This is a genomic window from Amycolatopsis sp. WAC 01375 (assembly GCF_003947325.1).
Classification (GTDB): domain Bacteria; phylum Actinomycetota; class Actinomycetes; order Mycobacteriales; family Pseudonocardiaceae; genus Amycolatopsis.
Genome location: NZ_QHHW01000066.1, coordinates 38,855 through 52,878, shown reverse-complemented (window position 1 = coordinate 52,878; position 14,024 = coordinate 38,855). Strand labels below are relative to the sequence as shown.

Genomic DNA, 14,024 nt, shown 5'->3' with positions numbered 1-14,024 from the left:
CCGCCACCCCGGCCCGGACCTGATCCCAAAATCTCACCCGCACCGACCGCGGCAACCACCGATGAACCCGCACCACCACAACCCCGCCCTCCATCACACGGTGTTGCAACAACCCCATGACCCCGAGCCTCCTTGAGGGACTTCCGGGCGCGCGCCCCCACGTCAGGTGATGATCGTGACGACCGGCTCCTCGGCTTTCGCGGCCGCCGCGAAGAAGGTCACCAGCTCGTCGTAGTAGCCGCGCACGTAGTCCAGCGCGTCGGGCTCGTCCCAGATCGACGGGTAGATCCCCTCGGCCTCGAGGTCCGAGAGCTCGACGCCCTGCGAGAGCTGATCGAACCCGGTCCGCGCCATCTCCGCCGAGATCGTCCGCACCTCGTCCGTGGTGAACCGCCGCGGCGGCCCGTCACTGTCGGCTTCCCCCAGCAGTGTCCCGCCCAGCACGAAGTCGACCTCGAACCCGGCACGCCCCACCAGGAACCACAGCGCGTGCCACGCTTTGTCGATGTCCACCGCCCGTTCGGTGCCGACGGCCTTCTCGGCGTACTCCCAGTACCGCTCGGGTTTCTCGCTCAGTTCACGCAATTCCCCGGGCGTGACCCGCAGATACGCGCCGCACATGCCCATCGGTCAGAGACCGGCCATGAGGTCGGTCTCCGTGATGCCAGGACCCTGCCCGGCGCGGATGAACCACTCGACGCCGAACGCCCCCGCGAAAGCCTCGTCCGGCATCGCGAGGAAGAAGGAGTCCTCACTGATCTGACTGGCGTGCGCGCGCATCGCCGCCCGCTTGTAGGGCAGGTACGCGGTGACGTCGACCCTCGCGGTCAGGATCGCTTCCGGCTTGCCGAACTCGGAACCGTCTTCGAAATCGGGCAGGTCCTCGGCCTTCAGCTGCCCTGTCCGCACCGCCTCCTCCATGCCGCGGCGCATCTCGTCACTGTTGCTCGTCGCCTCGTAGACCCGCGGCGTGCCCGCCAGCTCGGCCGCGCGCATGCCGACGCGATGCACCTGGATGTGGTCCGGATGCCCGTAGCCGCCGTTGTCGTCATAGATGGTCAGGACGTCGGCCTGCTCTTCGCGCAGGATCTCGGCCAGCCGCTGCGCGGCCTCCTCGACGTCGGCCTGCCAGAACGTGCCGGGCACGTCGTTGCGCGGCTCGCCCATCATGCCGGAATCGGTGTACCCCAGGAACTCCACCCGCTTGGCCCCCAGGACCTCGGCGGAAGCGTGCGTCTCCTGCACGCGGCGCTGCCACAACTCCTCTCCGTCGTCGAGGAACCCGTCCGGCACCTCGCCGACCTCCCCCCTGGTCGCGACGACGAGCACGACACGGTGACCTTCCTCGAAGGCCTTGCGCATGACGCCCCCCGCGACGATGCACTCGTCGTCGGGGTGGGCGTGAAAACTCACCAATGTGGCCATGGTGGGGAAACTACCGGGAGGCACCGACATATTCCGTCGTGAGTGGCGATTCGGGTTCTAACCCGAATCGCCACTCACGACCCCCACCGCTCACTCACGCCGGAAAGACCCGCCCGAGGAACTCCAGCGTCAGCGCCCAAGCCGCCGCGGCGGGCTCCGGCTGGTGGAACATCGGCGCCACATGGTTGTGGAACGCGTGTCCCGCGCCTTCGTGGATGTGGATCTCCGCGCCGTCATGGGAAGCCACCGCGTCGGCGAGCTTCCCCACGCCTTCGATGGGGATGTACGGATCCGCGCCGCCGAACTGGAACTGGATCGGGCAGGTGATCTTGTCCAGCAACGGAAGCTGCTCGGGCACCCGGGAGCCGTAGTACGAGACCGCGACGTCCGGGTCGCCTTCGGCGGCGGCCGCGTAGGCCATCGAGCCGCCGAGGCAGAAGCCGAAGACGCCGGCGCGGCCGTCGGTTTCGGGCAGCGCGCGCAGGGTCGCCAGGGTCGCGAGGACGTCGGTGACGGCGCGTGCCGGGTCGAGTTTGCCGGAGACCTCCATCGACGCCGAGACCCCGGCTTCGTCGTGCGTGGCCGACCAGCCGGGGGCGATCCGCCAGAACAGTTCGGGCACGGCGACGACGTAGCCGAGGGTGGCCAGGTCGGCGGCGACCGATTTGAGGTAGTCGTCGAGGCCGAAGATCTCCTGGATCAGCACCAAGCCCGGGCCGGAGCCGGATTCGGGCAGCCAGAGCGGGGCGTCGAACGAGCCGTCGGCGACGGTCACCTCGGTCATCGGGTTCCTTCCAGCGCGCGCACGAGACAGTCCGCCACGAGGGCGGCCTGCGTGCCGTCGGGGTCGAGGTCGGGATCGAAGATGGTCAGCTCCAGTCCGGCGGCGCCGGGGATCGCGAGCAGCCCCCGCAGCAGCTCGACGAGCTTGTCCGGGTTGAGCCCGCCGGGATCGGGACTGTCCACAGCGGACACGAATTCCGGGTCGAGGGTGTCGATGTCGATGTGGATCCAGAAACCGTCCAGCGGCGCGAAGATCTCGCGGGCGGCGGCGAGCGCGCCGTCGGTGCCGGACGCCATGATCTCCTGGCTGGTCACGACGCGAAGCCCGGCCTCCCGCGCCTCGGCGGACGCCTCCGCGCGAACACCGAGCACGAGGACGTCTTCGTCGCGGACGTATGGGCGCAGACCGTCCACATCGGCCAGTTCCGGCTGACCGCGACCGGTCACGACGGCGAGCGTTTCGCCGCCGACGTTGGCGACGTGATCGGAGTTGCCCAGGTGCCGGAAGTCGTCATGTCCGTCGAAGTAGACGATGCCGAAGCGTCCTTCGCGACGCAGGGTCAGCATCGCGGCGAGCGCGATCGAGCAGTCGCCGCCGAGCACGACCGGAAAGCCGCCGTCGGCGCGGATCTTCGCGAGCCGTCCGGCGAGTGTCTCCGTGTAAGCCGCGATCCCGGCCGCGTTGCGCACGCCGCCATCGGGCGACCGGGCGGGCAGATACCGCGGCGGGGTGACGACACCGCCGTCCCTGGCATCCAGACGGGTGAGCAGGCCGTGGTCACGCAGCGCGCCCGGTGCCTTGTAGCAACCCGGGACCACACCTTCGGCGGGCGGGCGCAGCCCGAGATTGGACGGCGCGTCGAGTAGTACGAAATTCCCCATGCCCACACCGTAGTAGTGACGCCTGGTGTCACGCCGTCCGTCCCTTTAGGTTGAAGGGACGGACAGAGGAGGCTCAATGGCGGAGCGGACGAAATACATCCTCGACGAACAGGACATGCCGACGAGGTGGTACAACGTCATCCCGGATCTGCCGGAGCCGCCACCTCCGCCACTGCATCCTGGCACCCGCGAGCCGATCGGCCCCGACGACCTCGCGCCGCTGTTCCCGCAGGCGCTCATCGCCCAAGAGGTCACCACGGAACGGTACGTCGACATCCCGGAAGAGGTCCTGGACGTCTACCGGCTCTGGCGGCCGTCGCCGCTGTTCCGCGCGAGGCGGCTGGAGAAGGCGCTCGGCACTCCCGCCCGCATCTACTACAAGTACGAGGGCGTCAGCCCGGTCGGCTCGCACAAGCCCAACACCGCCGTGCCGCAGGCTTTCTACAACGCCGCGGAGGGTGTCAGCAGGCTGACCACGGAAACCGGCGCCGGACAGTGGGGAAGCGCGCTCGCGTTCGCCTGCGCCACCTTCGGGCTCGAATGCGAGGTGTGGCAGGTCCGCGCCTCCTACGACCAGAAGCCGTATCGCAAGCTGATGATGGAGACCTTCGGCGCCACGGTGCACCCGAGCCCGTCCGAGCTGACCGAATCCGGCCGCGCGATCCTGGCCGCCGACCCGAACTCGACCGGGAGCCTCGGCATCGCGATCAGCGAGGCGGTCGAGCAGGCGGCGCAGGCGGAGAACACCCGTTACGCGCTCGGCAGCGTGCTCAACCATGTGCTGCTGCACCAGACGATCATCGGTGAAGAGGCGCTCAAGCAGTTCGAACTGGCCGGGGACACCCCGGACGTGCTCGTCGGCTGCACCGGCGGCGGCTCCAACTTCGGCGGGCTCGCCTTCCCGTTCCTGCGCGAGAAACTCGCCGGGCGGATGGACCCGGTGATCCGCGCGGTCGAACCGGCCGCCTGCCCGACCCTCACCCGCGGGAAGTACGCGTACGACTTCGGGGACACCGCCGGGTTGACGCCGTTGCTGAAGATGCACACGCTCGGTCACGACTTCATCCCCGACCCGATCCACGCCGGCGGCCTGCGCTACCACGGGATGTCGCCGCTGATCTCGCATATCTACGAACTCGGGCTGATCGACGCGATCGCCGTCGGGCAGGAGGACTGCTTCGCCGCGGGCGTGCGATTCGCCCGAACGGAGGGCATCATCCCGGCACCCGAGCCGACCCACGCGCTCGCCGCGTGCATCGAGGAAGCGTTGCGGTGCAAGGAAACCGGGGAGGAGAAGGTGATACTGACCGCGCTGTGCGGGCACGCGCACCTCGACCTTCCCGCGTACGGCGCGTACCTGGCGGGCGACATCTCCGACCACGCGCTGTCCGACGAGGTCCTCGCGAAGTCCCTCGCCGGCCTTCCCTGATCGCATTTCGTCACCTACTTGCGGTCACTACCGCAAGTAGGTGACGAATTGCGGGGGTCACTGACCGCAAGTAGGTGACGAATTGCGGGGGTCAGCCGGTCACCTGGTAGCCCGAAGTCCGGTTCCGCCCGGTGTTCTTGGCCTCGTACAGCGCCCGGTCCGCGGCGGCGAGCACGGCGTCCAGGTCGGCGACGCCCGGCCGGTCGGCGAGCCCGATCGACACGGTGACGTGCTCGGGCAGGTCACCGGCGCGGGAGGCCACGCTCGACCGGATCCGTTCCGCGATCGCGTGGGCGTACACGGCGGACGTACCGGGCAGCAGGACGACGAACTCCTCCCCGCCGAACCGCCCGACCAGATCCGTGCCGCGCACCTCGGTGCGCAGGGTTTCCGCGATCGCCGCCAGGTACTGGTCGCCGACCAGGTGCCCGTGGCGGTCGTTGATCAGTTTGAACCGGTCGACGTCGACCATCAGCAGGCTGGTGTGCCGCCCCGCGCGCCGCGCGCGGTCGAGTTCGTCGGCCGCGGCCTCGCGCCACGCCTTGGCGTTGAGCAGCCCGGTCTTGGCGTCACTGCGTGCCTGCCGTTTCAGCTGCCGCAGCAGCACGCCGCGGTGCAGCACCAGGGTGATCCCGACGACGAGCAGCAGCACCACCGGCCAGTCCCGCAGCGCCCACGCCACGATGATCCCGAGTGCGATCGTCGCCGCTTCGAGCGCGTACTCGAACGGCTGCGCCAGCGCGTCGCGCAGCCGCTCGTGCGGGGTGCCGTAGTGCACCGCGACCGTCATCAACGCGGTGTTGACCAGCAGGAACACCCCGCCCGCCGCGACCACCGACCCGAAGGAGGACTCGTCGCGGGGGAGGACGTCGAACGGGGCCGCGTACCGGGAGAGGAACGCGGCGGCCGCGAAGCCCGCGAGCACGGTCGCCGAGGCGGAGAACGTGCGCCGGAACAACGGGTTCGGCTGCCCGCGGAACCAGCGGTAGAAGAACGACACGGCGATGACCAGCGCGGCGAGTGCCGGGTGCACCAGCAGTACGGCGGCGAAGGTCCAGACGCTGTCGAGCGAGATGTGCGGCGTGCCCGCGAACCGTTCCCGCACCCGCTCCACCGGACGTGACAACTCCGTGTACAACACGGCGCTGGTGATCAGGATCGCGAAGGGGATCGCGTCGCCATGGGTGAACGGGACGCGGACAAGAGACCAGGCGGATCCGGCGATCGCCGCGACGTCCACCAGGAGGACGAAGCCGATCAAACCGCGGTGGGGTAGCCGCCACAGCGCCCAATTCGTTAGCGCCACGGAGTCGAACGTAATCGGTTGGATACTAGGTGTCACTACGCTGTATGGGTAGGCGTGGGTGCACCACGCGTGACCGGCATCGGGGAAGTGGAGGGGGTGAGCTCCATGCGCGGGCAGAACTGGTGAACACCCGGTTCCGGTCAAAGGGGGTGAAGCGGGGCCACGTGGCGCCAAGCCCGGGTGGCCGGAACAGCCACTACGACACCGGCGAGTGCGATGACCGAGACCGTCGTCGCGGGTGAACCGAGTACGCCGACGAGCAGGCCGCCGGCGATCAGCCCGATTCCCTGCACGGCGATGAGTCCCGACCCGGCGAGGCCGAAAGCCTGGCCTCGTTCGGTGTCGGGCACCAACCGCATGAACGTGGTGCTCGCGGTGACCTGGTAGGCCGCGCACATCCCGGACAGCACGAGCAGTCCGGCGGCGTAGGGGAGCGAGGGCCGGAACCAGAACGCCGCGAGCGGCACGATCGCGCCGAGCGCCAGCCGTCCGACCATGCGCAAGCGGACTTCGGGCCGCACCAGGCGGCCCAGTACGAACACCCCGAGCACGATCCCCGCGGGATGCGCCGCGAGCAGCAGTCCCGCCGTCACCGCCCCGCCGCCGATCTCCGCGGCGTACGGCACGGCCAGCCCTTCCGGCACGATCACGAATCCGGCCAGCCACGCGAGACCGACCAGCGCGCGCAACCGGCGGTCGTGCCAGATCGTGCGGGCGCCCGCACGAAGCCGCCGCAGGGTCGACGTCGCGGGGCCGCGCGCACCCGTCGCGGGGCGGGTGCGGACACCGAGGCGCAGGACGATCGCCGAAACCCCGAACGTGACCGCGTCGAGGGCGAGGCCCTTTCCGGTCCCGACCGTGGCGATCACCGCGCCGCCGAGGGCGAACCCGGCGAGCTGGCCGATCTGGTTGGTGATCTTCAGCAGCGACTGGCCGAGGACGTACTGATCCCCGCTGAGCACCGACGGCAGCACCGCGGCCTGTGCGGCGGTGAACGGCGCGTTGGCCAGTTGCACCACCACCAGCACGACGGCGAGCACGGGCAACGGGATCCCGGGGATCGCGAGCACCGCGACCAGGAGGGCCCGGACGACGTCGGAACAGACCATCACCGCGCGGCGCGGGAACCGGTCGGCCAGTCCGCCGAGCAATGGCCCGCCGGCCAGGTCGGGCAGGTACGTGAGTGCGTAGGTCAGCGCGGGCCACGTCGCCGAACCGGTCCGCTCGAACACCAGCACCGACAGGGCGACCCTGGCCACCTGGTCCCCGAGGATCGACTGGAGTTCCGCGAACCAGATCGCCCGCAATTCACCGACCGCGAGGATCTGCCGGAAGGTCGCCTGGGAACTCACGAGGTGACCACCCCCACTCGGTCGGGTGAGTCACTCAGCGTACCGCCCTGGACGCACGTGGTGAAGCATCGCAGTACATGAAGGGGGTCTTCAAAGTCGCATAACCGCAGGTCGGCGGCGCTCATGCGTGATGTGAACCGGGCCATCGTCGACTGTCCGCAGGGGGCGTGAGTGGTTAGAAGGGTTCTGGCCAGGTACCTGCTGGGGGTGGGCCGGGTAGCGGCCAGTCCGTGAAGGACTCCTTGAGGGACCCAGGGTCCCTCAAGGAGTCCTTCACGGACCCCGGAAGGCCATCACGGGCCTCAGCGGCATCGCCAGCCACAAACGGCGGCGCGAAGGACCCCTTACCTCGGCTCAGCCGAGGTAACCCGACCTTCACACCTTCCCCAGTACATGAAGGCCCCCATCCTTGCGCCAGGCGCAAGGATGGGGGCCTTCATGTACCTCACGCGAGCAAAGCCGCAAGCCACGCGCAGGTACCTAAGAGACGGTTCGCTCCAACCCTCCGAAACACTCACGACCCCTCCGCGAAACGCCCGAACCGGACACTGCCGCCCCGAAGCCGTCCCCTGTGGACAGTCGAGAAGGTGGCCGGCCACTGTGACGAGCCGCCTCCACCCCCGCCGCCCACTTGACCAGCGGTTATGCGACTTTGCCGGGTCCCTGCGCTAAGACGCGATGCAGGGACCTTCACGCGCTAGGGACTACTGCTCCGTGCCGCAGGTGATCTTCGGCTGCGGGTTGTAGTGCACGTTCCGGGTGTGGCGCCGCACCTCGCGGCCGCTCGCGGCGTCCTTGATGACCCGGGTGTCCGACGTGGTGAAGCCGGGCGCGCCGTTGCTGGGCTTGCAGTTCTCGGCGGGGCCGGGCTTCGTCGGCGGCTCGGACGGGTTGGTGCGGCCGCCGGGGATCGACTCGACGGTGTACTTCTTGGTGCCCCACAGCCGGATCGTGATGTCCGACGGCGACCAGATGGTCTGGATCGCGACGCCGGTGTCACCGTCGTTGGTGAACTTGAGGTCGATCACGCTGCCGCCGTTGTGGTTCTGGAACACGGTCGCCTCACGCGCGGCGGGGTAACGGCTGATGTAGTAGCTGTGTTCCTTGTGTTCGGTGTCCTTCATGCCGGCGAAGTACGAGGCGTTGTACAGCGTGGTCGCGAACTGCGAGATCCCGCCGCCGACCTCGCGGCCGGGCGCGCCGTCCTTGATGACGCCGGCCTCGACGTAACCCTGCGCCGCGCCGCGCGGCCCGGTGAACCCGTTGAGGCTGAACGTCTCGCCCGGCTTCACGATGGCGCCGTTGACCTTCTGCGCCACGACCCGGATGTTCGTCCCCGAGTCCGGCGCGAACCCGCCGGTCTTGAACTCGCTGACGACCTCCGTGATGCCGAGCTGGTTCGCCTGCTCGGTGGTCACCTTGGCCGGGGTCTTCTTGTAGGTCACCGGTAGCTCACGGGGCGCCGCACGCTTGAGCACGTCGAGTACCGGCTTGAGGCTGGGCTCCCAGTCGACGACGTTGGCGTCCTCGGAGGGCTGGACGGTCGGCTTGCCGCCTTCGAAGACGATCTGCGCGTCCTTGCCCTCCTTCTCGGTGGACTTCAGCTGCGGCCCCGCGGCCTCGATGATCTTGTTGTTGTCTACCTTCGGGTTCAGCACGCCGCCGTCGGCGGGTTCGAAGGTCAGCGCGCCCGCGATGTCCGCGGGTTTGACGACCGCGTCCTTGCCCTCGCCCTTGATGACCATCGGCGACGCCACGGCGGGCTTGGCGATCTGTTCGAGGGCGGCGTGGACGGCTTCCGGCGACACCTTGACCGGGGTCTGGGTGACCGCGAGCGTCAGCGGCTCACCGCCTGCCCAGCGGTCGAGGATCGTCCGCTTGGCGGCCTCGACGTCGAGTTTCTGCCCGGTCTTGGGCTCGACGGCGACCGGCTTGGCGTCCTCGAAGCGGACGGTGCCCTCGATGGGGTCACGGTCGACGTTGCCGCGCAGGTTCTCCAGCGCGGCGGTGAGCTTGGCGTCGTCGGTCTGCGTGACGACGCCGACCTCGGTGGTCGAGAAGAACGACGCGATCCGCGTGAACGGGTTCAGCGACTGATCGCCCGCCTGGTCCAGGGTGGCGGGCCAGTCGAGGCGCAGGCCCGCGTTGTTCGGCGCCAGCGACTCCTCGGCGTCGCCCGCGACGATCTTCACCGGCCGGGTCAGCCGGGGCTCGATGCCACCCCGGAGCTCCTTCTCGGCCGCCGCGCGGTCCATCCCGCCGACGTCGACCCCGGCGACGGTGACGCCGCGGGGGACGCTGCCCTGGGAGACCAGTACGTCGAGGGCGTACGCGACGACCAGCAGGCCGAACACACCGCCGCCGATGAAGGCGGCCTTGCGGTAGCTCCGACGGCGTTTCGGTGGCGCGGGCTCCTCCGGCGTGGCAGACTCCGCGAACCCGGGCGCGACGACCGGGAGAATGTCCGTCTGCTCGGCATGGGACTCGGGCCAGCGCGGTTCCTGCGGCAACTCTCCACCCTCCACGGTCCGGCGAGGCCGGGCGTCGTGATCGAACATCCGGGCTTTCCCTACGTTCCGGACGTAGGTTCAAGATACGGGGCACGTTTTGTGGTCGTGCAACTCGCCCGGTTGGGTGAGCGGGTCACTCCGTCGGGTGGTCACTGGGCGTCAGGTTCCGGATTTTCGCCCACTCTGGCGAGAAAGTCGAAGTCACAGCCCTCGTCGGCTTGCGTGATGTGTTCGGAGTACAACGCGCCGTAACCCCGTTCGAAGCGTGGGGGCGGCGGGGACCACCGTTCCCGGCGGTGTTGCAATTCCGCATCATCGACGTCGATGCTCAGTCGTCGCGACGGGACGTCCAAGGTGATCGGATCCCCGTCGCGGACCAGCGCGAGCGGTCCGCCCACATGGGACTCCGGCGCGACGTGCAGCACGCACGCGCCGTAACTGGTGCCGCTCATCCGGGCGTCGGATACGCGGACCATGTCCCGGACCCCCTTGGCCAGCAGGTGATCGGGCAGCGGCAGCATCCCGTACTCGGGCATGCCGGGCCCGCCGAGCGGACCGGATCCGCGCAGCACCAGAACCGACTCCTCGGTGATGCCGAGAGCGGGATCGTTGATGCGGTTCTTCAAGTCCCGGTAGTCGTCGAAGACCACCGCGGGTCCAGTGTGGACGAGCAGCCGGGGATCGGCGGCGAGGTGCTTGATCACCGCGCCCGACGGCGCGAGATTGCCGCGCAGCACCGCGACTCCGCCTTCGGTGGCGACCGGGTTTTCGCGGGTGCGGATGACGTCGTCGTCGTGCACCTGCGCCGTTTCCAGGTTCTCGCCGAGGGTCCGGCCGGTGACGGTGACGCGATCGGTGTGCAGCAGATCGGTCAGCCGCGAGAGCAGGCCGGGAAGCCCGCCCGCGTAGTAGAAGTCCTCCATCAGCCAGTCGCCGCCAGGGCGGATGTTCGCCAGCACGGGGACCCGGCGCGCGATCGCGTCGAAATCGTCGACGGACAACGGGATCCGCCCGCGACCGGCCATCGCGATCAGGTGGATGACGGCGTTGGTGGAGCCGCCCAGCGCCAGCACGGTGGTGATCGCGTCGGCGTACGCGCGTTCGTCGAGGATCTTCGTGATGGTGAGGTCCTCCCACACCATGTCCACCACGCGCGCGCCGCTCGCCGCGGCCATCCGGTGGTGCGCCGAGTCGACGGCGGGGATCGACGCCGCGCCGGGCAAGGTCAGCCCGAGCACTTCGGCGACCGACATCATCGTGGACGCGGTCCCCATCGTCATACAGGTTCCGGGGGAACGCGCGAGCCCACGCTCCAATTCGGACAGTTCCTCGTCGCCGATCAGCCCGGCCCGCTTGTCGTCCCAGTACTTCCACATGTCGGTGCCGCTGCCGAGTACCTCGTTCCGCCAGTGCCCGCGCAACATCGGCCCCGCGGGGACGAAGATGGCAGGCAGGCCCGCGCTCGCCGCACCCATCAGCAACGCCGGTGTCGTCTTGTCGCAGCCGCCCATGAGGACCGCGCCGTCGATGGGGTAGGACCGCAGGATTTCCTCGGTCTCCAGCGAAAGCAGGTTGCGGTAGAGCATCGGTGTCGGCTTCTGGAAGGTCTCCGACAGGGTCGCGACCGGGAACTCCAGTGGGAAACCGCCCGCCTGCCACACCCCGCGTTTGACCTGTTCCGCGCGTTCGCGCAGATGCAGGTGGCAGGGATTGATGTCGCTCCAGGTGTTGAGGATCGCGATGACGGGTTTCCCGAGGTGCTCCTCCGGGTTGTAGCCCAGTTGCCTGCTCCGGGCCCGGTGGCTGAAGCCGCGTAGTTCGTCGCCGCCGAACCAGCGGTGGCTGCGGAGTTCCTCGGGGTTCCTCATGACACCGAGTATGACATCTCATATATGATCTGCTCATGCCATCGACCTTCAGCCTGCCCGCCTCCCGCACCGAAGTGGTGCTCGAGGAGATCCGCCGCGGCATCCTCACCCGGGAGTTGAAGCCCGGCCAGCCGTTGGTCGAAGCCGAACTCGCGGCCCGGCTCGGCGTGTCGAAGACGCCGGTCCGCGAGGCGCTCAAGGTGCTGTCGAACACGGGACTCGTGATGTTCAGCCCGTACAAGGGTGCTTCGGTGTGCGTGGTGGACGCGGAGCTGGCGAAGTCCGTTTACGACGTCCGCATGGTGCTGGAGCCCGAAGCCGTGCGGCGGTCGGTGGAACGCCGCTCGCCGGACTTGCTCGAAGACGCGGCGGAAGCTTTGAAGGAGGCGTCGGCGGCGATCTCGGACAAGGATCAGGCCGCGCTCAGCCTGCTCAACCGCCGGTTCCACCGCGCGCTCTACAGTGGCTGCGGCAATCCGCTGATGGTCTCGATGCTGGACGACCTCAGGGATCGCGCCGCGCTGATCTCCGTGGTCGGCTGGGAGACGAATCCCAGCTGGCGCAAGGAATGGAACGAGCACAAAGCGGTACTGGCGGCGGCGAAGAAGGGTGATGCCGAGGGCGCGGCGGGGCTGCTGCGCGCGCACATCGGAGACTTCCTGGACCGGATACTCGGGGCGATCGGAGAAGAATGACGCGCCTGCTGCTCATCGCCGACACACATCTGCCATTGCGTGCGAAGGCGCTGCCGGATCAGGTCTGGCGCGAGGCCGAAGCGGCGGACGTCGTCGTCCACGCCGGAGACTGGGTCGAGGTCGCCCTGCTGGACGAACTCGAGGCCCGGAGCAAGCGGCTCATCGGGGTCTACGGCAACAACGACGGCGCGGATCTGCGGGCGCGGCTTCCTGAGATCGCGCGGGCGGACCTCGGCGGCGTCCGTCTCGCGGTCATCCACGAAACCGGCGGCAAACAGGGGCGCGAGCGTCGCTGCGACGAACAGTTCCCCGGCACCGACGTCCTCGTGTTCGGGCACAGCCACATCCCCTGGGACACGGTCACGCCGAACGGGCTGCGGCTGCTGAACCCCGGTTCGCCGACCGACCGGCGGCGGCAGCCGTTCTGCACGTATCAGACCGCCGAGATCCGCGACGGCGAGTTGCGCGACGTCGTTCTGCATGAGCTGCCTCTTCGCCGCTGACGGGGTAGACAGGTAGCCATGGAACCGGCGCAGGCGTTGAGGGAGATCGCGTTCCGGCTGGAGCGCGCGGGCGAGCCGACCTACCGGGTGCGTGCCTTCCGGCAGGCGGCCTCGGTGATCGCCAAGGTCAAGCCGGATGACCTGCGCAAACGTGCCGAGGCAGGCACGCTGACCGCGTTGCCGAACATCGGCAAGGCGACTGCGGCCGTCGTCGAAGACGTCCTCGCCGGACGCCGGCCCGCGTACTTCGAGAAGATCGGTGAGCCGAAGCTGCCCGACGGCGGTCCGATGCGGGCGGCGTTGCGCGGCGACTGCCACACCCATTCGGATTGGTCCGACGGCGGGAGCCCGATCGAGGAGATGGCCGAGGCCGCCCGCGCGCTCGGCCACGAATGGATGGTGCTGACCGACCACTCACCGCGTCTCACCGTCGCCAACGGCCTCTCGCCCGAGCGGCTGCGGCGGCAGATGGACGTCGTCGCGGAACTGAACGAGACGATGGCGCCGTTCCGGATCCTGCACGGCATCGAGGTCGACATCCACCTCGACGGCACGCTCGACCAGGAGGAAGACCTGCTGGAGCAGCTGGACTTCGTCGTCGCGAGCGTGCATTCGAAACTGCGGATGCCCGCGCGGGAGATGACGCCGCGGATGATCGCCGCCGTCCAGCATCCGCGGGTCCGGGTGCTGGGGCACTGCACCGGGCGGCTGGTGATGGGCGGCCGCGGGAAGCGGCCCGAATCGGAGTTCGACGCGGAGGCGGTGTTCACCGCTTGCCGGGACAACGGGGTCGCCGTCGAGATCAACTCGCGTCCCGAACGCCGGGACCCGCCGACGCGATTGCTGAACCTGGCCGTGGACCTGGGCTGCGACTTCGCCATCGACAGCGACGCGCACGCGCCGGGCCAGCTGGACTGGCTCGTCTACGGCTGCGCGAGGGCCAACGAACTGGGGATCGAGCCGGACCGGGTGATCAACACGCGGACCGCCGAGGACCTGCTGGCGTCGTGAGTGGCGATTCGGGTTCTGGCCAAGGGCGTTTCAGGACCTACTGGAGGTGAGCCGGGTAGTGGCCGGTCCGTGAAGGACTCCTTGCTCGGCTCAGCCGAAGAAACTCGACCTTCACACCTTCCCCAGTACATGAAGGCCCCCTTGCTTGCGCCTGGCGCAAGGATGGGGCCCTCATGTACTTCACGCGAGCAAAGCCGCAGGCCACGGGTCGTGAGTGGCGATTCGGGTTCTAACCCGAATCGCCACTCACGACCCCCGGC

The 14,024-nt window shown here is 69.0% G+C and carries 12 protein-coding genes; 4 read left to right on the top strand and 8 right to left on the bottom strand.

Going from position 1 to position 14,024, the window contains the following annotated elements:
* Positions 1–162 precede the first annotated feature (162 nt).
* The 4 genes from DL991_RS42305 to DL991_RS42290 all read right to left on the bottom strand — a co-directional run bounded on the left by DL991_RS42305 (position 163) and on the right by DL991_RS42290 (position 3,090).
* Positions 163–627 (bottom strand): YfbM family protein, encoded by a 465-nt coding sequence (locus tag DL991_RS42305; protein WP_125789976.1) that lies wholly within the window; start codon positions 625–627, stop codon positions 163–165.
* 3 nt (positions 628–630) lie between these two features.
* Positions 631–1,425 carry a PIG-L family deacetylase gene (locus tag DL991_RS42300; protein ID WP_125789975.1) on the bottom strand — a complete coding sequence of 265 codons (795 nt, stop codon included), beginning with the start codon at positions 1,423–1,425 and terminating at the stop codon, positions 631–633.
* Positions 1,426–1,519: 94 nt separating this feature from the next.
* Positions 1,520–2,209, bottom strand: coding sequence for a dienelactone hydrolase family protein (locus DL991_RS42295; protein ID WP_125789974.1), 690 nt, complete (start codon positions 2,207–2,209; stop codon positions 1,520–1,522).
* Entirely contained in the window at positions 2,206–3,090 is an 885-nt protein-coding gene (locus DL991_RS42290; protein ID WP_125789973.1) for an arginase family protein, read from the bottom strand. Before DL991_RS42290 ends, DL991_RS42295 begins: the two co-directional genes overlap by 4 nt.
* Before the next feature lie 76 nt (positions 3,091–3,166).
* Here DL991_RS42290 and DL991_RS42285 point away from each other — a divergent pair, with 76 nt between their 5' ends.
* Positions 3,167–4,519, top strand: a complete 1,353-nt coding sequence (locus DL991_RS42285; protein ID WP_125789972.1) for a TrpB-like pyridoxal phosphate-dependent enzyme — start codon at positions 3,167–3,169, stop codon at positions 4,517–4,519.
* 91 nt (positions 4,520–4,610) lie between these two features.
* Here DL991_RS42285 and DL991_RS42280 read toward each other — a convergent pair whose 3' ends face one another.
* The 4 genes from DL991_RS42280 to araD all read right to left on the bottom strand — a co-directional run bounded on the left by DL991_RS42280 (position 4,611) and on the right by araD (position 11,555).
* A complete protein-coding gene (locus DL991_RS42280; RefSeq protein WP_233599327.1) occupies positions 4,611–5,825 on the bottom strand; it encodes a GGDEF domain-containing protein in 1,215 nt (404 codons plus the stop codon).
* A 140-nt stretch (positions 5,826–5,965) separates the two neighbouring features.
* Positions 5,966–7,177 carry an MFS transporter gene (locus tag DL991_RS42275; protein ID WP_125789971.1) on the bottom strand — a complete coding sequence of 404 codons (1,212 nt, stop codon included), beginning with the start codon at positions 7,175–7,177 and terminating at the stop codon, positions 5,966–5,968.
* Between the two features lie 704 nt (positions 7,178–7,881).
* The gene (locus DL991_RS42270; protein ID WP_125789970.1) at positions 7,882–9,735 is read right to left on the bottom strand and encodes a VanW family protein; all 1,854 of its coding nucleotides are present in this window, start codon (positions 9,733–9,735) and stop codon (positions 7,882–7,884) included.
* A 101-nt stretch (positions 9,736–9,836) separates the two neighbouring features.
* A complete protein-coding gene (gene araD / locus DL991_RS42265) occupies positions 9,837–11,555 on the bottom strand; it encodes an L-arabinonate dehydratase (protein ID WP_125789969.1) in 1,719 nt (572 codons plus the stop codon).
* Positions 11,556–11,590: 35 nt separating this feature from the next.
* Here araD and DL991_RS42260 point away from each other — a divergent pair, with 35 nt between their 5' ends.
* The 3 genes from DL991_RS42260 to DL991_RS42250 are packed head-to-tail and all read left to right on the top strand — an operon-like array spanning position 11,591 to position 13,764.
* On the top strand, positions 11,591–12,250 hold the full coding sequence (locus DL991_RS42260; RefSeq protein ID WP_125789968.1) for a GntR family transcriptional regulator: 660 nt from the start codon (positions 11,591–11,593) through the stop codon (positions 12,248–12,250).
* On the top strand, positions 12,247–12,753 hold the full coding sequence (locus DL991_RS42255; RefSeq protein WP_125789967.1) for a metallophosphoesterase: 507 nt from the start codon (positions 12,247–12,249) through the stop codon (positions 12,751–12,753). Before DL991_RS42260 ends, DL991_RS42255 begins: the two co-directional genes overlap by 4 nt.
* 18 nt (positions 12,754–12,771) lie before the next feature.
* A complete protein-coding gene (locus DL991_RS42250; protein ID WP_125789966.1) occupies positions 12,772–13,764 on the top strand; it encodes a PHP domain-containing protein in 993 nt (330 codons plus the stop codon).
* The last annotated feature ends 260 nt before the right edge of the window (positions 13,765–14,024 follow it).

Coding starts and splice junctions, on each gene's coding strand:
- DL991_RS42250 (WP_125789966.1), top strand. CDS start 12,772: ATGGAACCGGCGCAGGCGTTGAGGGAGATCGCGTTCCGGCTGGAGCGC.
- araD (WP_125789969.1), bottom strand. CDS start 11,555: ATGAGGAACCCCGAGGAACTCCGCAGCCACCGCTGGTTCGGCGGCGAC.
- DL991_RS42285 (WP_125789972.1), top strand. CDS start 3,167: ATGGCGGAGCGGACGAAATACATCCTCGACGAACAGGACATGCCGACG.
- DL991_RS42260 (WP_125789968.1), top strand. CDS start 11,591: ATGCCATCGACCTTCAGCCTGCCCGCCTCCCGCACCGAAGTGGTGCTC.
- DL991_RS42290 (WP_125789973.1), bottom strand. CDS start 3,090: ATGGGGAATTTCGTACTACTCGACGCGCCGTCCAATCTCGGGCTGCGC.
- DL991_RS42270 (WP_125789970.1), bottom strand. CDS start 9,735: ATGTTCGATCACGACGCCCGGCCTCGCCGGACCGTGGAGGGTGGAGAG.
- DL991_RS42255 (WP_125789967.1), top strand. CDS start 12,247: ATGACGCGCCTGCTGCTCATCGCCGACACACATCTGCCATTGCGTGCG.
- DL991_RS42305 (WP_125789976.1), bottom strand. CDS start 627: ATGGGCATGTGCGGCGCGTATCTGCGGGTCACGCCCGGGGAATTGCGT.
- DL991_RS42300 (WP_125789975.1), bottom strand. CDS start 1,425: ATGGCCACATTGGTGAGTTTTCACGCCCACCCCGACGACGAGTGCATC.
- DL991_RS42295 (WP_125789974.1), bottom strand. CDS start 2,209: ATGACCGAGGTGACCGTCGCCGACGGCTCGTTCGACGCCCCGCTCTGG.